Source organism: Allobosea sp. AK1 (genome assembly GCF_006714945.1).
In the GTDB taxonomy this organism is placed as follows: domain Bacteria; phylum Pseudomonadota; class Alphaproteobacteria; order Rhizobiales; family Beijerinckiaceae; genus Allobosea; species Allobosea robiniae.
Genome location: NZ_VFMG01000001.1, coordinates 1,415,269 through 1,438,675 on the forward strand (window position 1 = coordinate 1,415,269; position 23,407 = coordinate 1,438,675).

Consider the following 23,407-nt stretch of genomic DNA (forward strand, 5'->3'; position numbering starts at 1 on the left):
GATCTTGCGCATCGCGTTCCACACCCCGCTCAATCCGGTCGGTGACGGCGGCGTCTCCGGCGACCGCCGCATGGCCCGCCAGCTCGTCGCCGCGCTCGAAAGCCTCGGCCATCTCGTCGAGCCTGTCGCAGCGCCGAAGACCTATTTTCGCGAACCGGACCCGGCGCGCTTTATCAGCGTCGTCACCGACGCGGCCCGCCTGCGCGATGCCCTGCTCGCCGGATACCAAGCCGGCCGGCCACGCCCCGATCTCTGGTTCACCTATCACAACTACTATCGCTCGCCGGACCTCCTCGGGCCGGATATCGCGACAGCGCTCGACATCCCTTATGTCACCGCCGAATCGAGCGATTCCGCCCGGCGCACCACCGGCGAATGGGCCGCGCATACGGCGGCTGTCCGGCAGGGGCTGGCCGCCGGCGACGTCCATTTCTACTTCACCGACCGCGACCGGCAGGGGCTCGAACCCTGGCGGAACGCGGGTACGTCCCTGCTCGCACTGCCCCCCTTCGTCGCGACCCCTCTCGAGCAGCCCGGGCCCGCCATTTCGTCGGGCCCGCCACGCCTCGTCACCATTGCGATGATGCGAGAGGGCGCCAAGCTGCAGAGCTACCTCACCCTCGCCCGCATTCTCGACCGCTGCCGGGGCGAAGACTGGACGCTGAGCATCATCGGCGACGGGCCCCGCCGTGCCGAGGTCGAAGCCGCCTTTGCCGGCCTCCCCGCTCGCCGCATCACCTGGCACGGCCAGCTCGACCGCGAGACCGCGCAGGCCGAGCTCGCCCGGCACGACATCTTCGTCTGGCCCGGCATCGGCGAGGCTTATGGGCTGGTCTATCTCGAGGCCCAGGCGGCAGGATTGCCAGTCGTCGCCTTCGACAGCGGCGGCGTCGGCGAGACGGTCTTGGCCGGCGAGACTGCCCTGCTCGCCCCCGAATTTAACGAGGAAGCCCTGGCCGTTGCCCTGATCAGCCTACTGCGCGACGGAGCGCAGCGCGAAGCCATGGGGGCTGCCGCGCGCCGCTTCATCCTTGCCGAACGCACGCCGGCACGCGCTGCCGAAAGGCTGGCGGAAGGTCTGGCGCTCGCGATCCGGAACCGCCGCGCCAAGCTGAAATCGCCTCCTGGGAAAGTCACGCCATGAATGCCTTGGATTGGCAGGCGCTCGCCCTGGAGCTCGACCAATGGAGCAATGCGGGCCGAAAGATCGGTCTCTGGCTGCGCGATGATGATGCCGTGGCACCGAGCCCGGCGCTTGACCGCCTTTCGGATCTGGCCGAGCGCTTCGCGGCACCGATCCTGCTCGCGGTCATTCCGTTGCTGGCCGAGCCTGCACTGGCATCGGCGCTGCGCGGCATGCCGCTGCTGCGGCCCTGCCAGCATGGCGCCATCCACCATAATCACGCCCCTTCCGGCGGCAAAAAATCGGAATTCGGTGCGGAGCGCTCCGCAACTGATGTCGATGCCGACATCGCACAGGGCCGCCAGCGCCTGCGCGACCTCCTCGACGACGCCGTCCTGCCGGTCTTCGTGCCACCCTGGAATCGCATCGCTCAAAACCATGCTGCGCGTCTGGAAGCGCTCGGCTTCGCCGGGCTCTCCTGCTTCCGCGGCTATCGCCTGGGGTCGGACGGTGGGCCGCGCCTGCTCAACACCCATGTCGACGTCATGGACTGGCATGGCGGCCGCGTCGGACGCCCGGCCACCGGTATCCTCGAAGAGCTCGTCGCCATGCTGACCGCGAGACGGCAAGGCGAGGTCGGTGACATCGATCTGGGGGTGTTGCTGCACCATCGCGACCATGATGAAACGGCCTGGTCCGCCCTCACCGATATCCTGAGCGCAGCCACCGCCCATCCGGCAGTCAGCATGATCGATCCCACCCGGCTTATCGCGCGGCCCGGGATCGGCTAGCGAAGCGGTATCGGGGCGGGCCTTTGGCCTCCCAAACCCATAACCCACGTCTAGTTCCGATGGGCTTGGATCGTCCCCAACGACCGGTTATAATCACTCCATAGTTCCAACTGCGTTCGTCCTCGCCAAGAGGTCGTCTGGCCTTTCCGGGGGGCGACGTTCCGATGCCTTCAAACGTCGTCGATCTCGCCGGTGCCGAACGTGCGCCGCGCAGCCCCCATGCGCCACGCGTCCTGATCTACAGCCACGACACCTTCGGGCTTGGCCATATCCGCCGCTGCCGCGCCATCGCCAATGCGTTGATCGCGAGCTTTCCGCATATCTCGGTGATCATCGTCTCCGGCTCGTCCGTCATCTCGAGCTTCCAGTTCGGCGACGGCGTCGATTATGTCCGCATTCCCGGTGTCGAGAAGCAGAGCGACGGCAGCTACGAGCCGCACCATCTCAATCTCGACCTCGGCGATACGATCCGTTTGCGGGCCGACATCATCAAGCAGACGGTCCTGTCCTTCGATCCCGACGTCGTCATCGTCGACAAGGAGCCGGTCGGCCTGCGCGGCGAACTGAAGCCCTCGCTCGACATCCTGCGCCGGCGCGGCGCACGCATCGTGCTCGGCCTGCGCGACGTGCTCGACGAGCCCGCCGCCGTCCTGGAGGAATGGAGCCGCAACGGCGCGCTGGAAGCGCTCGACACCGTCTATGACGACATCTTCGTCTACGGGCTGGAGAACGTCTACCAGCCCCTGACCGGCCTGCCGGGCCAGCACCGCTTCGCCGACAAGCTCCGTTACTTGGGCTATCTCAAGCGCGCGGTGCCGAGCCCGATGCCGCCGAACCGCTACCCGCGCATCACCAAGCAACCCTTCATCCTGGTCACGCCGGGCGGCGGCGGCGACGGCGCCGGCGTCATCGACTGGGTGATCTCGGCCTATGAGGCCGATCCGACGATCGCGCTGCCCGCCCTCATCGTCTTCGGACCGTTCATGTCGCGGGAGAAGCGCAAGGAATTCGCGGAGCGCATCGCCCGCAATCCCAAGCTCGAAGGCCTCGGCTTCGAGCCGCGGCTGGAACTGCTGATGAACCGGGCCCACTGCGTCGTCGCCATGGGCGGCTACAACACCTTCTGCGAGATCCTCTCCTTCGACAAGCCGGCCCTGATCGTGCCCCGCGTCCGTCCGCGCCTCGAACAGGCGATCCGGGCCGGCCGCGCCGACGAGCTCAAGCTGGTCGACGTCCTCTACGACCCCTCCCAGACCGGCGAGGGCGAGCGCGATCCGCGCGTGATGGCCGCCGCGCTCCATGCGCTGCCGCAGCGCCCGCCCCCGTCACAGGCCTTCATGCCCGATCTTCTCGACGGCCTGCCCGCGATCAGCCGCGCGCTTGCCGGCGATCTTTCCCTACCCGTCCGCAGCCGCGCCCTGGCGCAGACGGCTGCGACGAGCTGACCCACGGCTCAGGCCACGTCAGCCGCATGATGGCGCTGGTCAAGTTCCTCGCATGGTCCTAAGCCAATCCCCATGACGTTTTCGAACACTCTCGTGTCCGTCGCGGTCGGCGCCGTCGCCATCGTGCTCCTGCTCGGGCTCATCAACATGCTGCGCGGCGGCAGCGCCAATACCTCGCAGCGGTTGATGCGGCTGCGGGTCGTCCTGCAGTTCGTCGCCATCGTGCTGATCGTCATCGTCTTGTGGTGGCGCAACGGCTGAACGCCTGCGTCACTGCGCGCAAGCCTTTGAAATAATTGAATTGAATCTCTTAACCCGCTGTGGACGAGAGCCTGAATATCCGGGCCTCGCCACATTCCGAACACGAGTATGTGTGCTTCACTAACGCCTGCTCACACGTTCAATTGCCGAAGGCCCATGGTCCGCGTCGCGTTGCTGTCACTTGCCGTTTGCCTGGCCGCCTCTGCTGCTTCCGCGCAGACCCGGTCCCTCTCCGGCTCTGTCTCCAGCTACGCCCCCGCCACCGAAGCGCCCATCCCTGCCTGGGAAGCCCGCATCGGCGCCGGCCTTGCCAATCCCGGTGGCCGGGAGAGCGGCCTGCCGAACCTCAGCACCGACCTCCTGTCGCCACGTCTCCTCCCCCTGAGCGATCGCATCGCGGCGACCTTCATCCCCCGCTTCAACATCGGCGCGAGCGTCAACCTCAACGGTACGCGCTATGCCTATGCCGGGGCGACCTGGACCTTCGACGTGACCCGCGACATCTTCGTCGAGGCGAGCCTCGGTGCCGCCTTGAACGACGGCAAGACCGGGCTGGTCGTCCCCGAGAATCGCCTCGCGCTCGGCTGCAATACCGGCACGCGCGAGGCTGCTGCCCTCGGCTTCCGGCTGACGGATCGCTGGAGCCTCGTGACCACGCTCGAGCATTTCAGCACCGCCGGCTGCTCCGACAAGCCCGGCACCGGCAGCCGCGGCCCGGCCAATATCGGCGCGCGGCTCGGCTACACCTTCTGAGGCCCCCGGCTACGCCGCAAACGCGCTTCCGTCCCGCCGCAGCCACGCTATAAGCATGGCATGGTCAAGCTCAACCGCATCTACACGCGCACCGGCGACAACGGCACGACCGGACTGACGAGCGGCCCGCGCCGGCCGAAATCCGACCTGCGCGTCGCCGCCTATGGCACCGTCGACGAGACCAATGCCTGTGTGGGCCTCGCCCGCCTCCATGCGGCGACGGAAGACGCCCTGGTCGACGCCATGCTCGGCCGCATCAGCAACGACCTCTTCGATCTCGGCGCCGACCTCTCGACACCCGAGACCGACAAGCCCCTGGCCTTCGAGCCGCTGCGCATCGTCCAGGCCCAGGTCGACCGGATCGAGGCCGAGATCGACGAACTGAACGCCGATCTCGCTCCCTTGCGCTCCTTCGTCCTGCCCGGCGGAACCCCGGCCGCAACCCATCTCCATCTCGCCCGTACCGTCAGCCGAAGGGCCGAGCGCCTGATGACCGAGCTTGCCGCGACCGAAGGCGAGACGGTTGCCGCGCCCGCGCTGAAATACATCAACCGCCTCTCGGACTTCCTGTTCGTCGCCTCCCGCTACCTCAATGCCAAGGCAGCCGGCGACGTGCTCTGGGTGCCCGGCCAGAACCGCTGAGCCACCATGTTCGTCCCTCTGCATGACGGTGTACCGCTGCGCTTCATGCGCACGCCCTATATCACCTACGGGCTGATCGGCGCCTGCATCGCCCTGCAGATCGCCTTGCAGCTCTGGCCGAGCCAGGAAGCGGAGCTCGCGATCATGGCCGGTTTCGGCATGATTCCCTCGGTGCTGTTCGGCACGGCGCAATTGCCCGAAGGCCTTGCCCATGTCCCGGCCTGGGCGACCCTGTTCACCAATGTGCTGCTGCACGCCAATGTCGCCCATCTCGTCGGCAACATGCTGTTCCTCTGGGTCTTCGGCGACAATGTCGAGGATGCGATGGGGCATCTGCGCTTCCTCGCCTTCTTCTTCCTCTGCGGGCTCGGCGGCTCCCTCTTCCATGCCGGGATGTATCCCGGATCGGAGCAGCCCCTGATCGGCGCCTCCGGCGCCATCTCCGGCGTCATCGCCTCCTATCTGATGATCTATCCGCAGGTCCGGATCTGGGGGCTCGCCTTCAACTGGATTCCGATCCACATCCCCGCGCTCTACGCGCTCGGCGGCTGGGTCCTGCTGCAGGCCGCCGCCGCCCTGCTCGGTGCCGACGGCAATGTCGGCTGGTGGGCGCACCTTGGCGGGCTGGCGACGGGCGCCGCCCTGACCCCGCTCTTCGTGCACCGCAGCATCGCGCTGTTCGGGCGCAAGCCCGCCCGTGGCTGAAGCCGCGCTGTTTTGCCCCCGAGCCGTGCCTGGACGGGCGTTGACAAGCGCAAACGGGCGTCGCTACGGTCCCAGCGCATTCCAGCCGAGGGCCGCGATGCCGCTATCCTGCCGTCAGGTGCAGTGCGGTGCGAGGCTCATCTCTTCTGAACGGTGATCTGGCGATGAAGATCTTGGTGCCCGTCAAGCGGGTGGTTGACTACAACGTGAAGATCCGCGTGAAAGCGGACGGTTCGGGCGTCGAGCTCGCCAATGTGAAGATGTCGATGAACCCGTTCGACGAGATCGCCGTCGAGGAGGCGCTGCGCCTGAAGGAAGCCGGCAAGGCGACCGAGGTGATCGTGGTCTCGATCGGCCCGGCGCAGGCGGCCGAGACGATCCGCACCGGCCTCGCCATGGGCGCCGACCGCGGCATCCTCGTGAAGGTCGACGGCATCGTCGAGCCGCTCGCCGTCGCCAAGCTCCTGAAGAAGGTGGTCGAGCAGGAAGGCCCCGGTCTCGTCATCCTCGGCAAGCAGGCGATCGACGACGATTGCAACCAGACCGGCCAGATGCTCGCAGCCCTCCTCGGCTGGGGCCAGGGCACGTTTGCGTCCAAGGTCGAGCTTGGCACCGACAGCGTCGACGTCACCCGCGAGGTCGATGGCGGCCTGCAGACGGTCACGCTCAAGCTCCCGGCGATCGTCACCACCGATCTGCGCCTCAACGAGCCGCGCTATGCCTCGCTGCCCAACATCATGAAGGCGAAGAAGAAGCCGCTCGACGAGACCTCGGCCGAGACGCTCGGCGTCGATGTCGCGCCGCGCCTCAAGGTTCTGAAGACGGTCGAGCCCGCTGGCCGCTCCGCCGGCGTCAAGGTGGCCAATGCCGCCGAACTCGTCTCCAAGCTCAAGACCGCCGGGGTGATCTGATGACCACGCTGCTGATCGCCGAACACGACAACGCCTCCGTCAAGGACGCCACCGCCAAGGCGCTGACCGCTGCTGCCAAGCTCGGCGGCCCCGTCCATATCCTCGTCGCGGGTCAGGGTTCGAAGGGCGCGGCCGATGCCGCTGCCAAGCTCGCCGGCGTCGAGAAGGTGCTGCTCGCCGATGACGCGGCTTACGGCCATGCGCTGGCCGAGCCGCTCGCGGCGCTGATCGTCAAGCTCGCGGACGGTTACGACGCCATCGTTGCGCCCTCGACCACCACCGGCAAGAACGTGCTGCCGCGCGTCGCCGCCCTGCTCGACGTGATGCAGGTCTCTGATGTCAGCGGCATCGTCTCGCCCGACACCTTCGAGCGCCCGGTCTATGCCGGCAACGCGATCCAGACGGTGCAGTCGACCGACGCCAAGAAGCTTTTGACCATCCGCACCGCTTCCTTCGCGGCGGCGGGCGAAGGCGGCTCGGCCGCGGTCGAGAGCGTCTCGGCGGCCGAGAACCCCGGCAACTCCTCGTTCAAGGGCGAGGAAGTCGCCAAGTCCGACCGTCCGGAGCTGGCCTCGGCCAAGATCATCATCTCGGGCGGCCGCGCGCTGGCCTCGGCCGAGAATTTCGGCAAGGTGATCGAGCCCGTCGCCGACAAGCTCGGTGCCGCGATGGGCGCCTCGCGCGCCGCGGTCGATGCCGGCTACGCCCCGAACGACTGGCAGGTCGGCCAGACCGGCAAGGTGGTCGCGCCCGAGCTCTATATCGCGGTCGGCATTTCCGGCGCGATCCAGCATCTCGCCGGCATGAAGGACTCGAAGGTCATCGTCGCCATCAACAAGGACGAGGAAGCCCCGATCTTCCAGATCGCCGATTACGGCCTCGTCGGCGATCTCTTCACGATCCTGCCCGAGCTCGACGCCGAGCTCGCCAAAGCCGGCAAGTAAGGCCGGCACCACCCTTCCGGGCCGCCTCAGGGCGGCCCGTTCCGCTCCTGCGGGAGCCTGAACGTTTCATCCGGGATCAAACCATGTCGGACCACGCGATCAAGACGATCGGCATTATCGGGGCGGGCCAGATGGGCAACGGCATCGCCCATGTCGCGGCGGCCGCCGGCTTCGACATCAAGCTGCACGACATCGCCGAGGAGCGCATCAACGCCGCGCTCGCCACGATCGACGGCAACATGGCCCGGCAGGTCTCGAAGGGTGCGCTGGCGGAGGATGAGCGCCGCGCCGCGATCGCCCGCATCCAGCCCGCCGTCGGCCTCGCCGATCTCGGCGATTGCGACCTCGTGATCGAGGCCGCGACCGAGAACGAGGAGGTCAAGCGCAAGATCTTCACGGCGGTCTGCCCGCATCTGCGCCCGGACGCGATCCTGGCCTCCAACACCTCCTCGATCTCGATCACGCGCCTCGCCGCCGCGACCGATCGCCCCGAGCACTTCATCGGCATCCATTTCATGAACCCGGTGCCGCTGATGCAGCTCGTCGAGCTGATCCGCGGCATCGCTACCGATGACGGCACTTTCGAGCGCGCCAAGAACCTCGTCGGCAGCCTGCACAAGACCGTCTCGGTCTCCGAGGATTTCCCGGCCTTCATCGTCAACCGCATCCTGCTGCCGATGATCAACGAGGCCGTCTACACGCTCTATGAGGGTGTCGGCTCGGTCGACGCGATCGACACCGCCATGCGGCTCGGCGCCAACCACCCGATGGGCCCGCTCCAGCTCGCCGATTTCATCGGCCTCGATACCTGCCTTTCGGTGATGCAGGTGCTCCATGACGGGCTGGCCGACTCGAAATACCGCCCCTGCCCGCTGCTGGTGAAATATGTCGAGGCCGGCTGGCTCGGCCGCAAGACCAAGCGCGGCTTCTACGACTATCGCGGCGAGAAGCCCGTCCCGACCCGCTGAGCGGATCGATTCTGCTTCGCAGCCGCCGCCTCAGCGGCGGCTGATCCGATTCTCGACGCCCCCGGCCGAAACCGATGGCGCCTTGATCCCGGCCTCGGCGCGCCATTCGACAGCGTTCTTGGCGCCCTGCACCTCGATCTGTGTGGGGCCCGCAAGCGTCAACTCGAGCTTCTGATCGGCGCCCGAGACGTCGATCTTCGCCGTCTCCGCCGCCTTCACGGTCGCCTTGACCTTATTCTTGGCCGTTTCGACGACGAGCCCCCCGGTCGTGCCGCCCTCGACCGTATTGGCGATGCCGCTGACGGCGATCTCCCGGGCCGTCTCGAACGACACGATGTGATCCGCGCCGTGCACGTTCACCGCACCGCAGCGGCCGGTGAGCACGACCTTGTGTCCGGCGCCGGAGATCGAGACATCCTGCCCGTCCTCGCAGGCGAAATCGCGCGACATCTGCGCGCCTTCGACCCGGATCTCCGCGGCGGAAGCCGGCGCAATCAGGATCATCAGGGCAAGGAACGCGGCAAGCTTGGCCTTCACGGGCGGACCCTCCGGTGTTTCGTCCACGAATCGGCTCCACAGAGCCTGTCCGGCGACTACCGGCGAAGTCGGGCGATTATGTGCCGCACCTCATGCCGGGCGCCGCAACGCAGGCGCAATAAGTTCCTTCACATTCCTGTCGTCTCGCGCTTACATTGATCCTTGGGCGGGATTCGTCTCGCTCGATGAAGCGGAGGTGCGACGGGTTTGACGGCGCATGTGATGCATCCGATGGCATCGCCGGACGGCTGTCCGGCTTTGGTGCTGAACGCCGATTTCCGGCCGCTCAGCTACTATCCCCTGTCGCTGTGGAGCTGGCAGGACGCGATCAAGGCGGTCTTCATGGACCGCGTCAACATCGTCTCCGAATACGACACCGTCGTCCGCAGCCCGAGCTTCGACATGCGGCTGCCCTCGGTGGTCTCGCTCAAGAGCTATATCAAGCCCTCGCGGACCCCGGCCTTCACCCGCTTCAACGTCTTCCTGCGCGACCGCTTCGCCTGCCAATATTGCAATACGCGCGACGAATTGACCTTCGACCATGTCGTCCCGCGCTCGAAGGGCGGCCTGACCACCTGGGAAAACGTCGTCGCCGCCTGCTCGCCCTGCAACCTGCGCAAGGGCGACAAGATGCCGGCCGCAGTCGAGATGTTCCCGGCCCAGAAGCCCTTTGCGCCGACGGTCAACGACCTCCACCGCAACGGTAAGCTCTTCCCGCCGAATTACCTGCACGAAAGCTGGCTCGATTACCTCTACTGGGATTCGGAACTGGAGCCCTGAGAGCATTTTCGAGCGAAGTGGCACCGGCTCGCGTGAAGAAAATCCGATAAGACAAGGACCTGGAGCAATTCCGCGATTCGAAGAGTTGCGGAATTGCTTCAAGCGCTCGCTTCATTCCCACGAAACACACCGCCATTCGGGCTTCACCCGGAATGACAGCGTGTTTTTACGTAGAACCAGCGTGCCCACACGAAGAACGGCTGCGAGCGGCGTGCTGCCGTTCCGCAGCGGCTTCGGCCGAATGGTTGGGGTCACCCCATCCGCTCGGAGGCGTACGACCCCGGCGAGGCAGGAAACACCACGGTCTTCCCGTCATTCAGGAAGACGCGGCGGTGAATATGGGCATGGATCGCCCGGGCCAACACCTGGCTCTCGACATCCCTTCCCAAACTCACGTAATCCTCCGGACTCTGCGCATGCGTCACGCGCACGATGTCCTGCTCGATGATCGGCCCTTCGTCGAGATCGGCCGTAACATAGTGGGACGTGGCGCCGATCAGTTTCACACCACGCTCGAAGGCCTGCTTGTAGGGGTTCGCTCCCTTGAAGCTTGGAAGGAACGAGTGGTGGATATTGATGATCCGCCCCGACATCTGCCTGCACATTTCATCGGACAGGACCTGCATGTATCGCGCGAGCACGACGAGCTCGGCGCCGCTCTCATTGATGATCTCCATCTGGCGCGCCTCCGCAGCCGTCTTGTTCTCCTTGGTCACCCTGATGCAATGGAACGGAATGTCGTGGTTCACGACGACCTTTTGATAGTCCATGTGGTTTGAGATCACCGCGACGATATCGATCGGCAGCGCACCGATCCGCCACCTGTAGAGCAGGTCGTTCAGGCAGTGCCCGAAGCGCGAGACCATCAGGACGACCTTCGCCTTTTCGCTCTCGTCGCGGAAGTCGAACGTCATGTCGAAGGGCCTGGCGACATCTGCGAAGCCTTCCGCGATCGCCGATAGTGGCTTCGCTTCCTCGCTGACGAAGCCGACCCTCATGAAGAAGCGGCCCGTGTCGCTATCGTCGAACTGCGCGCTGTCCGAGATATTGCAACCCATGCCGGCCAGATAGCCCGCGATTGCGGCAACGACCCCTCTTCTCGATACGCAGGTAACAGTCAGGATGTGCTTGTTCATCGAACGGACCAATCCGGTTGCGGGTTCTTAAGGGGTCAGATCCGCCTTCTCGCGAAAATCTATGGCTGCCAACAGCCGCGTGCAATCTCACCATGGTCGTCGTCTTCGCGATTGAACCGCACGGGCTCTGTCCGGGACGCCAACCCCCAGAAGCCGGGGCGATGAGGAGCCCGGCGCCGATCGAACCAGGAGGCGACCGCTAGAGTGGCTAAACGAGCCCGGTTCCCGGATGCGTGACAGCCGTCCGCCCGCGCAGCAGCCCGAGCACCGCGAGCAGGAAGAGCCCGGCCGATGCCAACGCATTCCAGCCGGCGAGCGACAGCCCGAGGAAGCGCCAGGCTGCCTCCGAGCAGGCGACGATGCGCGTCGTCTGCAACTGCTTCATGAAATCCTGCATGCCGGTCGCAGCCGCGGCCGCGCCGCCGCAGTCGTTCGGCCCCATGAACCAGCCCCATTCGACGCCGGCATGATAGATGCCGAGCCCCGTGCTCCACGCCATCAGCCCGGCCAGCCCGAGCAGGACGAGCCATTGCAGGCGCGGCGAGCGCGCCAGAACCAGCCCGGCAAGCGCCAGCCCGATGGCGGCGTAATGCGGCATGCGCTGCTCGAGGCAGAGCTTGCAGGGCCTCAAATGCAGGGCGAGCTCGAAGAACCAGGCTCCTGCGATCAGCGCCAGGCTCACGATGCCGATGAGGGCGATCAGTTGTCGCGAGTTCGGCAGGCGGCTCGAAGCAGCGGCGGCTGGGGAGGCGGTCATGGCGGGGGCTCAGCAGGAGAGAAGCTGGCCGGACCCTGCGACGAGCTTGAGGCCGAAATAAAGCAGGATCAGCACGGCAGCGCCGGCAACGGCGATCACTTTCAGGCGACGTTCGATGAAGTGGCGGATGGTGTCGCCGTAGCGCCGCAGCAGGAAGGCGAGTGCGAAAAAGCGCGCGCCGCGCGCCAGCACGCAGGAGATGACGAAAAAGGTCAGCCCGATATGGACGGCACCGGCCAGGATCGTCACCACCTTGATCGGGGGCAGATGGGCAAGGCCGGAGGTCGTCAGCAGGATCAGTGTCGTATCCGGCCCGGCACAGGCCTTGAGTGTCTCGAAGGCGCCGAGCTTGCCATAGAAGGCCAGGACCGGCTTCGCCAGCGCCTCGAAGGCGTAATAGCCGATCGCATAACCGGCGATGCCGCCGAGCACCGAGAACAGCGTCGCGATGAAGGCCAGCCGATAGGCCCGCTGCGGCCGGGCGAGCGCCATCGGCACGAACAGGACATCCGCGGGGATCAGGAAGAAGGAGCTTTCGACGAAGGCGACGGCCGCCAGCCAGAGCTCTGCCCGCGGCCGGGCGGCGAGCGACATCGTCCATTCATAGAGGCGCTTGAGCATGGCGCGCTCTAGAGCATGAGGCAGCCGGTGACGCAACGGCTTCCATAAGCCGAGGCGATCGCTTGTCGAGCCATCGCCTCGGCAATGCCGCCTCGACGATGAAACGCCCCGAAGATCATCCGACGAAACCTGCGGGAATGACGCTTCCGCCGATTGACCGGCATCGGTCGATCGCTATAGTCCGCCCGCCTGCAAGGGCCCCTGTGGCGGAATTGGTAGACGCGCTCGACTCAAAATCGAGTTCCGCAAGGAGTGCTGGTTCGATCCCGGCCAGGGGCACCAAAGGCCTGCTTTCAGGCAATCCGGCGTCGTTGTCCCGAGCGTGCGTCGGCGGTGGGCCATTCCAGAATAATTGTCTCAGCCACGGACGATTTGCCCATTTTTGATGAGCGCATCGGGCCGACTGGAACGGTCCCGGGTCGGATGATCGAGCCTGGGCAACGAGACCGTGACGCGAAGGCCGCCTTCCACCCGGTTCTCCAGCACCACGCTCCCTTCATGCGACCTGACGACGGCCTGGGCGATGGTGAGGCCCAGCCCGGAGCCCCCGGTTTCGCGCCCCCGCGATTCTTCCAGCCGCACGAAGGGAAGGAAGACGCGCTCCCTGTCGGCCGCCGGGATCCCCGGCCCCTCGTCTTCGACCGTGATCACGACATGGCTCCCCGCCTCGGCAATGCTGATCGTGGCCGATGCCCCGTATTTGACCGCATTGCCGATGACGTTCGAGAACGCCCGCTTCAGCGGCAGGAGACGCCCGAGAATCGGCGCCGCGTTCAGCCCCGACAGGCTGACGCTATGCCCCTGGTCGAGATGCTCGTCGACGATGGTCTCGACGACCGAGGCGAGATCGATCGGCCGGAGAGCCTCGTTCGACACGCCGGCGCGCAGATAGTCCAGCGTCGAATCGATCATCTCCTCCATCTCGCCGAGATCGGCATCGATCAGGCGCCGCGTCGCGTCGTCGTCGAGCAATTCGGAGCGCAAACGGAGGCGGGTGATCGGCGTGCGCAGATCGTGCGACACCGCGGCCATCGCCTGCATGCGCTCAGTGACGAGACGCTGGATGCGCTCGCGCATGGTGTTGAAGGCGCGCGCGGCACGGCGGACCTCGGCTGGGCCGCCCTCCGGCAAGGGCTGCGGCACCTGGTCGAGGCTGAAGCGCTCCGCCGCCAGCGCGAGGTCGCGTAGCGGCCGTGTCGCCCAGCGCAGCAGCAGCAGCGCGACCACGACGATCCCGACGGCGAAGCAGATCATGATCGCGGTCAGGTTCCAGTCGAGATGCTGCGCGGCACCGAGCGCGGACGACGAGAAATTGACCCAGCTGCCGTCGTCGAGCCGGATCGAGACCAGCATCAGGTGCCGGTCGGCTTCGGTGCTGCCGGTTGCCGTGCCCCCGTCATCGGCCAGTCCGACGCGGAAGGACTCGGCTGCGAGATCGGGCGCGAATTGCTGCAAGTGCGCTTCCATCAGGCGCGTCCGCTCGGTCGCCGGCACGGTCCCGAGGACGAGGCTGACTTTGCTCCAATGCACTTCGAGGCTCGCGCTCGACAGATCATGCGCGACGCGGTCGCGCTCCGCCCCGTCGGAAATGCTGGCGATGGCGCGCTTGATCGAGACGATGCGCTCGGCGAGGCTGCCATCCCGCCCGGCCGAGGCGAAGCTTTCCACACCGACGCGGAAGGCCCAGTAGCCGAGCAGATGGAAGGCGAGCAGCGCCGCGAACAGGATCAGGATCGCGCGGCTTGCCACCGTGTCGGGCCAGAATCGTCCAAGCAGCCTCGTCAAGCGCTCTGTCCTTCGTGATACCCGATCGTCGAGGCGAACAGGTAGCCCGCGCCCCGCACCGTCTTGATCAGTTGACTGCCGCTGGCATCGGCCTCGAGCTTGCGGCGCAGGCGGCTGATCTGGACGTCGATCGTCCGATCGAACGGATCGTCGCTCATCCGCGCCTTGGCGAACTGCATCAGCGCCTCACGCGAGAGCACGCGATTGGCATGCTCGACGAAGGCGAGGAGCAGGTCGAACTCGCCGGTCGAGAGGTCGATCAAGGTCCCGGCCGGCGATTGCAGCTCCCGGCGCCGCAGGTCCATGCGCCAGCCGTCGAAAGTGACGAGCGCGTTCGCCTGCGAGGCGGGTGCGCCCTGCCCCGCCCGCGCCCGGCGCAGCAAGGCCCGGATGCGCGCCAGCAATTCGCGCGGGCTGAACGGCTTGGTGACATAGTCGTCCGCCCCGCCTTCGAGGCCGGTGATGCGATCGCTCTCCTCGCTGCGCGCGGTCAGCATCACGATCGGGACATGCGAGGTCGCGCGCACGTCGCGGCAGAGCTCGACGCCCGAGCGGCCGGGCAGCATCAGGTCGAGCACGATGAGGTCGATGGCGCTGTGTGCCAGCGCCTCCATCATGGCGCGGCCGTCCGGTGCGCCGGTCACCTGATAACCGTGACGCTGCAGGAAGCGCGCGACCAGGAGCCTGATCTGCGGATCGTCATCCACCACCAGGATATGGCCGTGATCGTCGTTGGTCGGCGCGGCCGGTGCCAACTCCGTCTCGTGTTCTGCGTTCCCTGTCATCACCCTGCCGTGCGAGCGCCGGCTCTCCTCTATGCGAACCGACCATAGCGCGCCCGTGGCTCGGCTGCCCGCATCGCTTTGAAACAATTTGTAACGGACGCCCGCGGATCGGCGTTGCTACCCCTGCTCCACCGCAACAGGGAAGCCGTGAGTCGTGAACTTGGTGAAGCTGCCGTTCCTAGGGGCGATCGGTCTGGCGCTCGGTGCCTGCTCGGTCTCCGCCGTTCCAGACCATCTGGCCCGGCCGGCCGATCCGAATGCCCGCGTTCCTGCCGTCACCTATGGCAGCGTGACCGCAGGCGCCGCCAGCTACCGCCCGGCCGAGCCCAAGGACTGGCGCGAACTCAACCGCCGGGTCGGGCCGAAATCATGACGCTGCCGAGCAGCCCTGCCGCCACGCCCTCGCGCATCCATACCCAAGGACCGGCCTTGACCGCTTCTCCCGTTCCGAAAGCCCGCCGCCTGCTGCGCTGGACCCTGCTTGCCGGCGCCACGGCGCTGCTGGGCGGCTGCGCCGGGTTTTCCGCTGACGGCGGCATGAGCGCGATCCAGAGCGCGACCTATGCCGATATCGGCAAGGATGTGGTCAAGATCGGTGACGATCAGGCCGCGCTCACCGCCAAGGATCGCGTCGACCTGTTGCTGCGCAAGCCGTTGACGGCGGATGCGGCCGTACAGGTCGCACTGCTCAACAATCGCGGCCTGCAGGCCGCCTTCAACGAGCTCGGCATGGCCGAGGCGCAGATGGTCGCGGCCAGCCTGCCGCCCAATCCGCGCTTCGGCATCTCCAAGCTTTCCGGCCGCTTCGAGGTCGAGATCGAGCGCCAGATCGTCGGCAGCCTGCTGGCGCTGGCGACCCTGCCGGCCCGGGCCGAGATCGCCCGCGACCGCTTCCAGACCGCACAGATGCGGACGGCAGAAGCCGTGCTGAAACTCGCGGCCGACACCCGCCGCCAATACTATCGCGCGGCCGCCGCCAATGCGCAGGTCGCGTTCTACCAGGAGGCGAAGAATTCCGCCGATGCGGCCTCCGAACTGCTCAAGCGGCTCGGCGAATCCGGTGGCGTCAACAAGATCGACCAGGCCCGCGAATTCGCCTTCGAGGCGGAACTCACCGTCCAGCTCGCCCAGGCCCGCCAGCAGCAGCGCCAGGAGCGCGAGCGCCTCGTCCGCCAGCTCGGACTCTGGGGCGACGACCTCAAGTTCCGGATCGGCAACCTGCCGCCCTTGCCGCGCCTGCAATCGGTCAAGGCGATCGAGGCCGAGGCTTTGCGCAAGCGCGTCGATCTCCGGATCGCGCGGGCCGAGCTCGACACGCTCGCCAAGTCGCTCGGGCTCACCCAGGCGACGCGCTTCGTCAACGATATCGACCTGCTCGGCCGCCGCACCTACGACCGCAGCCGCAGCATCAACGACCATGGCCATGTCGAGCGCGAAGCCAGCCGCAGCCGGACGCTTGAGCTCGAGATCGACATCCCGATCTACGATTTCGGCCAGTCGAAGGTCGCGCTGGCCGAGCAGACCTATATGCAGGCCGCCAACAGGCTGGCCGAGAAGGCGGTCAATATCCGCTCGGAAGCCCGCGAGGCCTACACCGCCTACCGCGCCCATTACGACATCACGCGCCAGTACCAGACCAACGTCCTGCCGCTGTGCAAGATCATCCAGGAGCAGTCGCTGCTGCAGTACAGCGGCATGCTCAACGATGTGACCGACCTGATCGCGGATGCCCGCAGCCGCATCCTCTCGAATGTCGCCGCGATCAATGCCCGCCGCGATTTCTGGATCGCCCATACCGATTTCAAGCACGCGCTGATCGGCGGCGGCAGCGGGGGTGGCGGCTCGGCCACCGTGGCGGCGGCCGGCGGCGGCGATGCCGGCGGCGCAGGCCACTGAAGGAGTTGACGGACATGACATCCCTTTCCCGCAGAGGCTTCATCGGCTCGTCCGGGCTGGTGCTGGCCGGCGCCGCCGCGGTCTCGGGCCGCGCCGCCTTCGCCGCCGTGCCGGAAGCGCCGACCATGACGGAGGCGACGACGCAGGCGCCGCTCGTGCCGACCACCGGGCCGGATTACCAGCCGGTCGCGACGCTCAACGGCTGGTCCCTGCCCTGGCGGATGAACGGCGACTGGAAGGAGTTCCATCTCGTCGCCGAGCCGGTGGTGCGCGAGCTCGCGCCCGGCATGAAGGCCTATCTCTGGGGCTATAACGGCCAGTCGCCGGGGCCGACGATCGAGGCCGTCGAGGGCGACAAGGTCCGCATCTACGTCACCAACAAGCTGCCCGAGAGCACGGCGGTGCACTGGCACGGCCAGCGCCTGCCCAACGGCATGGACGGCGTCGGCGGGCTGACGCAGCCGCACATCCCCTCGGGCAAGACCTTCGTCTACGAGTTCCTGCTCAGGCGCTCCGGTACCTTCATGTACCATCCGCATTCGGACGAGATGGTCCAGATGGCGATGGGCATGATGGGCTTCTTCGTCGTCCATCCGAAGGACCCGGCCTTCCGCCGCGTCGACCGCGACTTCGTCTTCCTGCTCAACGCCTTCGACATCGAGCCCGGCTCCTATGTGCCGCGCGTCGCAGAGATGACCGAGTTCAACATGTGGTGCTGGAACAGCCGCGTGTTCCCCGGCATCGATCCCTTCGTCGTCGGCCTGAACGACAAGGTCCGGATCCGCTTCGGCAACCTGACCATGACCAATCACCCGGTCCACATGCACGGCTACGAGTTCAAGGTCTCCTGCACCGATGGCGGCTGGGTCGATCCGGCAGCGGCCTGGGACGAGGTCTCGATCGATGTCGCCGTCGGCCAGATGCGCGCCTTCGATTTCGTCGCCGACGAGCCAGGCGACTGGGCGATCCACTGCCACAAGTCGCATCATACGATGAATGCCATGGGGCATTCGGTGAAGAATTATATCGGCGTCAGCAAGAAGGACCTGGCCAAGCGCATCGCCAAGATCGCGCCGGGCTACATGCCGATGGGCTCCAACGGCATGGGCGAGATGGGCTCGATGGAGATGCCCCTGCCCGACAATACTTTGCCGATGATGACCGGCTTCGCCCAGTTCGGCCCGGTCGAGATGGGCGGCATGTTCTCGGTGGTGAAGGTCCGCGATGGCCTGGCGAAGGGCGACTACAAGGACCCCGGCTGGTTCAAGCACCCCGAAGGGACCGTCGCCTACGAGCTCAAGGGGACGAAGCTCGGCGAGGCCCCGCGGGCGACCTCGCCCGAGAGCGGCGTCAAGGCGGCGGAATGGCGCGCCAAGGACCCGCGCAAGCCGAGCCTCGGGCCGGACGGTAAGCCACGCCCGGCGACCAAGAAGCCGCATTCCAACCACTGACACACCACTTCGACCAGGAGAGCCTTATGGGCATAGCAGCATTCAAGCTCGCCGCGATCGCGGTCTTCCTCTCAGCCGGAGCAGCCATGGCCGGCCCTGGCGGCGCCGGGCACGGCCATGGCGACGAGACCGCCTATGGCAAGGCCGGCGATCCGAAGAAGCCGGCCCGCATCGTCCAGGTCGTGATGGCCGAGCGGGACGGCAAGATGTCCTTCATCCCGGACCGGGTCGAGGTTCGCCGAGGCGAGCAGATCCGCTTCCAGCTCCGCAACAACGGCGAGCTCGACCACGAACTCGTGCTGGCGACGCTGGCGGAGAACCTCAAGCACGCCGTCGAGATGCAGAAGAACCCCGACATGGAACATGACGATCCGAACGCCAAGCGGCTCGCGCCGAAGAAGACCGGCGAGATCGTCTGGGCCTTCACCAAGGCGGGCGAGTTCGACTTCTCCTGCCTGATCCCCGGCCACCGCGAAGCCGGCATGACCGGCAAGATCATCGTCAAGTGAACGGCCTCTGCCGAAAGGAGCATCCCATGCTGAAGACCGCCGCCACCCTCGCCTTCCTCGTCGCCGCACTGCCGGCCGCCGCCCAGTCGGTCAGCGGCACCGTCACCAAGATCGACGAGGCCCAGGGCAAGCTCACCATCAACCACGGCCCGATCAAGAATCTCGACATGGACAGCATGACCATGGTGTTCCGGGCAAGCGACCCGGCCATGCTCAAGGGGCTGAAGGCCGGCACCAGGGTCAAGTTCGACGCCGACCGCATCAACGGCCAGCTTACGGTGACCAAGCTCCAGAAAGCGAAGTGACGACACCCAAGCGCGGCGGGCGGTCTCGACGCGCCCGCCTTCGCAGGATCGTTTCGATCGCCGCGGGGGTCGCCATGACAAGCTCCGCGGCCCTCGCCTCCGATGCCGATCTGCAACGAACCCTGCTCGACAACGGCTGCATCGAGCCGCAGATCGAGACGGTTCTGCAGCAGCGCGATCTCATCGCCTACCGGGCGAATTGTCTTGGCACTTCGCACAAGACCCTCGTCATCGTCTGCAGCAGGGGCCGGTGCAGCCCAAACCCCTCGACCAAAGATCGCGGTGGCTAGCAAAAGTCGCTTGACCTTCCCACGATGGGAAAGAGCACGCTCCGGCCATCGCCACATCGAAAGGATGATGCAGACATGTGCTCCTGCCAACAGCACGCGAAGCCCGCAACCGAGACGGCCGCGCCGATCGGAAACGCCGTGGCCTTTCAGGTCGAGGATATGACCTGCGGCCACTGCGCCGGTACGATCAAGGCTGCGATCGAGGCCAGATTGCCGGGAACCGCCGCGACTGCCGATCCCGTCTCCAAGCGCGTGAGCGTGCTGGGCTCGGACGACTATGCCGCGATCAAGGCCGCCGTCATCGCAGCCGGCTACACGCCGAGCCCGGAACCGATCAGCTGACGTCAATGAGGGCCGGCCTTCGCGGCCGGCCCTCCTCGCCTGCGGCTGCGAACGGGGCGACGCCAAAAGGATGCTCGATGACACGGGTGCCGCGATCGAGAGCGCAGGCGTCACCAATGAAGCGGCAGTGGTAGAATTGGACGTCGAAGAAGAGAGATCGTCATGACCAACGCATTTCTGCCATCCCGCCGCGCGCTGATGCTCGGCCTCGCGCCAACAACCGCCGGGCTCATGCTGTGGCTCCCCGCGGTCGCTGCCGAGGCATTGCCGAAGATGACCGTGACGCGCGACCCGAATTGCGGTTGCTGCGGCAACTGGGTCGCGCATGTGAGGACCGCCGGCTTTCCGGTCGAGGTGATCGAGGTCGCGGATGTTGCGCCGCTCAAGACCCGACTCGGCGTGCCCGATGCTCTCGCCTCCTGCCATACCGCGGAGATCGGCGGCTATGTCGTCGAGGGTCATGTCCCGGCCGAGGCGATCAAGCGCCTGCTGGCCGAACGCCCGAAGGCGACCGGCCTTGCCGTCGCGGGCATGCCCGTCGGTTCGCCCGGCATGGAGGTGCACGGGCAGGCGCCCGACGGTTACGAGGTCGTCATCTTCTCAGCCGGCCGGCAGAACATCTTCGCGCGCTACCGCGGGCTCGATCAGATCTGATCTGCCGCCCATTCGCTCTCCGCGACCTGGGCCGAATGCACGAGGCGATCTCCCGCTGAAAGCGGGCACGATGCGAAGGCTCTCTCACCTTCACGTCCAGCTGAATATCCGCTCCGTGGCAGATTGCCAGCGTCAGCTTTCGGCGCTGTGCAACCGAGCCGCGATCTAGGACCGCGTGGTTAAAGTCGAGAGCTGATCCGTGTCATAGCGCCCCCGCAGATCGGCGAGAACGTTTGGATCGGGAGCCCCGCGTGCTGCAAGTTGCGCGAGTTCTTCGAAATAGCGTTCATGGCCTGGCGGCGAAACGGTCATCAGCACGCGCGCCGGGCTCTCGCTGACATTGGTGATGTTGTGCGGCACGCCTGGCGGGATGAAGAGGAAGGTGCCGGGCCGCGCATGGATGACTTCATCGCCGACATGCCAGGCGCATTCGCCGTCGAGGAGGTAGAATGTTTCTTCCTGGACGCGGTGGACATGCAGGCCGGTAGCGAACCCCGGCGGAATCGTCCAATCGAACATGCTCGTGTGCCTCGTATCCTCACCGGTGACGAGGAATGTCATCGGATAGCCTCGCAGCATGACGCCGTTGTTCTGCTCGGGCCTACGAATGACCGGTGCAGCGCTCATATGATCCTCCATCGGCTGGGGTTCTAATGTGCAGGCACCGGGGCAATATCTCCTCGTCATATCGGCGAGTCGTGAAACCGATCCGAAATCATTGCGAAAAATTCGCAACCGGTCCCATCTTCGCTCATGGCGAGAATCTTCGCATTCGGCCCATACCGCCTCGACGCCGGTGCTGGAATCCTGTTCCGTGGCACCGAGCCGGTCGCGCTCGGCCGGCGCGCGATAGCACTGCTCGCGCTGCTGGTGGAACGCGAAGGCAAGCCGGTGGCCAAAGAGGCCCTGTTCGAGAAGGCTTGGCCTGCGCAGGCGATCGAGGACAGCAACCTTACGGTTCAGATCGCCGCGATACGGCGTATGCTCGACGAGCGGGGTGGCAGCGCCTCTTGGATCGAGACCCTTCCCCGACGCGGCTATCGCTATATCGGACCCGCTGTCGCTATCGATGATCCAGACGCAGCGACCGCGGCTGCCGCATCGACTCAGCTGGCGTTGCCGGACAGGCCCTCGATCGCGGTGTTGCCTTTCTCCAGTTTGAACGGCGACCGGGCGCAGGACTACGTTGCCGAGGGGATGGTCGACGACATCGTCACCGGCCTGGCGCGCATCAAGGGACTGTTCGTGATCGCGCGCCACTCGACGGCCCCCTACAGAGAGCGTGTGCTCGACGTGAAGCAAATTGGCCGGGAGCTTGGCGTGCGCTATGTGCTCGAAGGCAGCGTGCGCAAGAGCGGCAGCAACATCCGCGTCAACGTTCAGATGATTGACGCCTCGACCGGTGCCCATGTCTGGGCCGAGCGCTACGACCGTGCCTCCGACGATATCTTTGCGCTTCAGGATGAGATTGCGCTGTCGGCCGTGGGGGCGATCGCGCCCAGCATCCGGCGCGCCGAAATGGATCGGGTAAAGCGCAAACGTCCCGACAGCCTCGACGCCTATGATCTTGTGCTGCGAGCTCAGCCCGATGTCGATTCAGGCATGCCCGAGCGGGTGACCCGCGCTCTTGGCCTGCTCGAACGAGCAATCCGGCTCGATCCTGGTTATGCATTGGCGTACGGCAACGCCGCGATGTGCCATCATTGCCTCTTCCTGCGCGCCGGCTGGCAGGAAGCCAGCCGCGCAGCCTCGATCCACCATGCCCGTCTCGCGCTTATCCATGGCCAGGATGATGCGACCGCGCTGACCCTCGCCGGGTTTTCGATCGGCATGGACGGTCATGATCGTGGGGCCGCCTTCACCGCGTTCGAAGCCGCGCTCGCGATCAGCTCGTCATCGGCACTCACCTATATCCTGGGCAGCGTGATGCTCGGATGGGGCGGGGAAGCGGAACAGGCCATCGTCTGGAGCGAGCGAGGCATGCGGCTCAGCCCGTTCGATCCATGGGCCTTCGCCGCCTTTGATGCGCAGGCGATGAGCCATTTGCTGCGCGGTCGCTACAAGGAAGCCTGCAGCGCTGCCTACAAATCCGTACATGCCAATCCGGGCCACAGCATCACCTATGTGCAACTGGCGGCGGCGCTGGCCAAGCTCGGCCGGCTGGAAGACGCCAAATGCGCAGCGGCACGGGTGCTCGAACTCCATCCGACATTTCGCTTCAGCCGCCAGTTCGCGGGGGTGAACTGCGCTCCCGCGCTCGCAGAGGCTCTCGGTCAAGCATTGCTCCTGGCCGGACTGCCAGAGTAGCGGTGTCCGGTTTCGGGCTGTCTATCTTTAGAAGTTCAATTTCAGCTATCCCGAAGTGCAGCATCAGCAGGCGACACCCGCCCTCATGAACGTGAAACGCAGGCGCCGATCTTCATGTCCGATAAATTGAGGAGACCACAGCAGAGCCCGATCTGATGACTATCGATACAGCTGCTTCAATCTCAAGGGCGACGGTATCGCCTTCCGCAATGTCGATTTCAACGCCTTGAACCAGCGCACGAACATTACCCGCGACGGCCGATACGAGATGCGTTCCTGCCGGAAACTCGCTATCAGCCTCAGCCGTGAGGACTGCCATTTCTCCTGTCGCCAAGCTTCGATCGAGCATCAGATTCAAGACTTTGACAGCCCCCTTTTCCGGTCGGCTGATGATCTTGAGTTCGCCACCGTATCGAACGGGTTTCAGCGGCGTCGATAGGTCGATGGTGCCGGAAGGCGTATCGAGATAAAGGCCTTCGCCTTCGATGACGACCTGGTGGCGTTCGTAGCCGCTATGGTCGGAGAACGGCAGAGCAGTCGGTATCTCGGTTGCGGCGAGACGCCAGACCAGCCCGTCCCAGCCCTCTCCCGCTACGTTGCCGATCCGCTCCTCGGCGATGATGTCCGTCGAGCCCAGCCCGTTCTTCCAGGGTTCGACCGTGCAGGCGGCCCGCGGCAGGTAGCGATAGCTGATCGCGCTGTTGGTCAT

The 23,407-nt window shown here is 66.0% G+C and carries 28 protein-coding genes and 1 tRNA gene; 21 read left to right on the top strand and 8 right to left on the bottom strand.

Going from position 1 to position 23,407, the window contains the following annotated elements; translation table 11 throughout:
- Positions 1-4 precede the first annotated feature (4 nt).
- The 10 genes from FHT98_RS07180 (at position 5) to FHT98_RS07225 (ending at position 8,543) form a co-directional block, all read left to right on the top strand.
- Positions 5-1,144, top strand: a complete 1,140-nt coding sequence (locus FHT98_RS07180; protein WP_142113342.1) for a glycosyltransferase family 4 protein — start codon at positions 5-7, stop codon at positions 1,142-1,144.
- Complete coding sequence (locus tag FHT98_RS07185; protein WP_142113344.1) at positions 1,141-1,914, top strand: polysaccharide deacetylase family protein; 774 nt, start codon at positions 1,141-1,143, stop codon at positions 1,912-1,914. The genes FHT98_RS07180 and FHT98_RS07185 overlap by 4 nt, the downstream gene beginning before the upstream one ends.
- A 164-nt stretch (positions 1,915-2,078) precedes the next feature.
- The gene (locus FHT98_RS07190; protein WP_061970165.1) at positions 2,079-3,359 is read left to right on the top strand and encodes a glycosyltransferase family protein; all 1,281 of its coding nucleotides are present in this window, start codon (positions 2,079-2,081) and stop codon (positions 3,357-3,359) included.
- 72 nt (positions 3,360-3,431) lie between these two features.
- The gene (locus FHT98_RS07195) at positions 3,432-3,620 is read left to right on the top strand and encodes a twin transmembrane helix small protein (RefSeq protein ID WP_061970166.1); all 189 of its coding nucleotides are present in this window, start codon (positions 3,432-3,434) and stop codon (positions 3,618-3,620) included.
- A 156-nt stretch (positions 3,621-3,776) separates the two neighbouring features.
- A complete protein-coding gene (locus tag FHT98_RS07200; RefSeq protein ID WP_185745091.1) occupies positions 3,777-4,373 on the top strand; it encodes an acyloxyacyl hydrolase in 597 nt (198 codons plus the stop codon).
- A 60-nt stretch (positions 4,374-4,433) separates the two neighbouring features.
- The gene (locus FHT98_RS07205; protein ID WP_142113348.1) at positions 4,434-5,015 is read left to right on the top strand and encodes a cob(I)yrinic acid a,c-diamide adenosyltransferase; all 582 of its coding nucleotides are present in this window, start codon (positions 4,434-4,436) and stop codon (positions 5,013-5,015) included.
- Between the two features lie 6 nt (positions 5,016-5,021).
- Positions 5,022-5,720, top strand: coding sequence for a rhomboid family intramembrane serine protease (locus tag FHT98_RS07210; RefSeq protein ID WP_061970172.1), 699 nt, complete (start codon positions 5,022-5,024; stop codon positions 5,718-5,720).
- A 164-nt stretch (positions 5,721-5,884) separates the two neighbouring features.
- On the top strand, positions 5,885-6,631 hold the full coding sequence (locus tag FHT98_RS07215; RefSeq protein ID WP_142113350.1) for an electron transfer flavoprotein subunit beta/FixA family protein: 747 nt from the start codon (positions 5,885-5,887) through the stop codon (positions 6,629-6,631).
- The gene (locus tag FHT98_RS07220) at positions 6,631-7,575 is read left to right on the top strand and encodes an electron transfer flavoprotein subunit alpha/FixB family protein (protein ID WP_142113352.1); all 945 of its coding nucleotides are present in this window, start codon (positions 6,631-6,633) and stop codon (positions 7,573-7,575) included. The genes FHT98_RS07215 and FHT98_RS07220 overlap by 1 nt, the downstream gene beginning before the upstream one ends.
- A gap of 83 nt (positions 7,576-7,658) precedes the next feature.
- Entirely contained in the window at positions 7,659-8,543 is an 885-nt protein-coding gene (locus FHT98_RS07225; RefSeq protein ID WP_061970178.1) for a 3-hydroxybutyryl-CoA dehydrogenase, read from the top strand.
- A gap of 30 nt (positions 8,544-8,573) precedes the next feature.
- Here the strand turns inward: FHT98_RS07225 and FHT98_RS07230 are convergent, their stop codons facing one another.
- Positions 8,574-9,107 (bottom strand): DUF3060 domain-containing protein, encoded by a 534-nt coding sequence (locus FHT98_RS07230; RefSeq protein WP_142113354.1) that lies wholly within the window; start codon positions 9,105-9,107, stop codon positions 8,574-8,576.
- Between the two features lie 195 nt (positions 9,108-9,302).
- On the opposite strand from FHT98_RS07230, the gene FHT98_RS07235 reads away from it, so the two are divergent.
- Positions 9,303-9,860, top strand: a complete 558-nt coding sequence (locus tag FHT98_RS07235; RefSeq protein WP_061970322.1) for an HNH endonuclease — start codon at positions 9,303-9,305, stop codon at positions 9,858-9,860.
- A 251-nt stretch (positions 9,861-10,111) separates the two neighbouring features.
- On the opposite strand, the gene purU is transcribed toward FHT98_RS07235, so the two are convergent.
- The 3 genes from purU to FHT98_RS07250 form a co-directional block, all read right to left on the bottom strand.
- On the bottom strand, positions 10,112-10,996 hold the full coding sequence (gene purU / locus FHT98_RS07240; protein WP_091857134.1) for a formyltetrahydrofolate deformylase: 885 nt from the start codon (positions 10,994-10,996) through the stop codon (positions 10,112-10,114).
- Between the two features lie 208 nt (positions 10,997-11,204).
- The gene (locus FHT98_RS07245) at positions 11,205-11,753 is read right to left on the bottom strand and encodes a disulfide bond formation protein B (RefSeq protein ID WP_142113356.1); all 549 of its coding nucleotides are present in this window, start codon (positions 11,751-11,753) and stop codon (positions 11,205-11,207) included.
- A gap of 9 nt (positions 11,754-11,762) precedes the next feature.
- Entirely contained in the window at positions 11,763-12,374 is a 612-nt protein-coding gene (locus FHT98_RS07250; RefSeq protein ID WP_061970185.1) for a YqaA family protein, read from the bottom strand.
- 197 nt (positions 12,375-12,571) lie between these two features.
- Here FHT98_RS07250 and FHT98_RS07255 point away from each other — a divergent pair.
- Positions 12,572-12,656, top strand: a tRNA-Leu gene (locus tag FHT98_RS07255).
- Positions 12,657-12,731: 75 nt separating this feature from the next.
- On the opposite strand, the gene FHT98_RS07260 is transcribed toward FHT98_RS07255, so the two are convergent.
- A complete protein-coding gene (locus tag FHT98_RS07260) occupies positions 12,732-14,159 on the bottom strand; it encodes an ATP-binding protein (protein ID WP_142113358.1) in 1,428 nt (475 codons plus the stop codon).
- Positions 14,156-14,914 (bottom strand): response regulator, encoded by a 759-nt coding sequence (locus FHT98_RS07265; RefSeq protein ID WP_248309162.1) that lies wholly within the window; start codon positions 14,912-14,914, stop codon positions 14,156-14,158. The genes FHT98_RS07260 and FHT98_RS07265 overlap by 4 nt, the downstream gene beginning before the upstream one ends.
- Before the next feature lie 184 nt (positions 14,915-15,098).
- On the opposite strand from FHT98_RS07265, the gene FHT98_RS07270 reads away from it, so the two are divergent.
- The 8 genes from FHT98_RS07270 to FHT98_RS07305 all read left to right on the top strand — a co-directional run bounded on the left by FHT98_RS07270 (position 15,099) and on the right by FHT98_RS07305 (position 20,391).
- Positions 15,099-15,317 (top strand): hypothetical protein, encoded by a 219-nt coding sequence (locus FHT98_RS07270; RefSeq protein WP_113586612.1) that lies wholly within the window; start codon positions 15,099-15,101, stop codon positions 15,315-15,317.
- A 56-nt stretch (positions 15,318-15,373) separates the two neighbouring features.
- Positions 15,374-16,840 (top strand): TolC family protein, encoded by a 1,467-nt coding sequence (locus FHT98_RS07275; protein WP_248309163.1) that lies wholly within the window; start codon positions 15,374-15,376, stop codon positions 16,838-16,840.
- 14 nt (positions 16,841-16,854) lie between these two features.
- Positions 16,855-18,291, top strand: a complete 1,437-nt coding sequence (locus tag FHT98_RS07280; protein WP_142113364.1) for a multicopper oxidase family protein — start codon at positions 16,855-16,857, stop codon at positions 18,289-18,291.
- A gap of 26 nt (positions 18,292-18,317) precedes the next feature.
- A complete protein-coding gene (locus FHT98_RS07285) occupies positions 18,318-18,800 on the top strand; it encodes a cupredoxin domain-containing protein (protein WP_142113366.1) in 483 nt (160 codons plus the stop codon).
- 26 nt (positions 18,801-18,826) lie between these two features.
- Positions 18,827-19,105 carry a copper-binding protein gene (locus FHT98_RS07290; protein WP_142113368.1) on the top strand — a complete coding sequence of 93 codons (279 nt, stop codon included), beginning with the start codon at positions 18,827-18,829 and terminating at the stop codon, positions 19,103-19,105.
- Positions 19,102-19,395, top strand: a complete 294-nt coding sequence (locus FHT98_RS07295) for a hypothetical protein (RefSeq protein WP_142113370.1) — start codon at positions 19,102-19,104, stop codon at positions 19,393-19,395. The genes FHT98_RS07290 and FHT98_RS07295 overlap by 4 nt, the downstream gene beginning before the upstream one ends.
- Before the next feature lie 75 nt (positions 19,396-19,470).
- Positions 19,471-19,737, top strand: a complete 267-nt coding sequence (locus FHT98_RS07300) for a heavy-metal-associated domain-containing protein (protein ID WP_142113372.1) — start codon at positions 19,471-19,473, stop codon at positions 19,735-19,737.
- A 162-nt stretch (positions 19,738-19,899) separates the two neighbouring features.
- Positions 19,900-20,391, top strand: a complete 492-nt coding sequence (locus FHT98_RS07305; protein ID WP_142113374.1) for a DUF411 domain-containing protein — start codon at positions 19,900-19,902, stop codon at positions 20,389-20,391.
- A 165-nt stretch (positions 20,392-20,556) separates the two neighbouring features.
- On the opposite strand, the gene FHT98_RS07310 is transcribed toward FHT98_RS07305, so the two are convergent.
- Positions 20,557-21,018, bottom strand: coding sequence for a cupin domain-containing protein (locus FHT98_RS07310; RefSeq protein ID WP_142113377.1), 462 nt, complete (start codon positions 21,016-21,018; stop codon positions 20,557-20,559).
- 126 nt (positions 21,019-21,144) lie between these two features.
- On the opposite strand from FHT98_RS07310, the gene FHT98_RS07315 reads away from it, so the two are divergent.
- Positions 21,145-22,698, top strand: a complete 1,554-nt coding sequence (locus FHT98_RS07315; RefSeq protein ID WP_142113379.1) for a winged helix-turn-helix domain-containing tetratricopeptide repeat protein — start codon at positions 21,145-21,147, stop codon at positions 22,696-22,698.
- 112 nt (positions 22,699-22,810) lie between these two features.
- Here FHT98_RS07315 and FHT98_RS07320 read toward each other — a convergent pair whose 3' ends face one another.
- Positions 22,811-23,407: a HutD/Ves family protein gene (locus FHT98_RS07320; RefSeq protein WP_142113381.1), complete on the bottom strand. Its 597-nt coding sequence runs from the start codon at positions 23,405-23,407 to the stop codon at positions 22,811-22,813.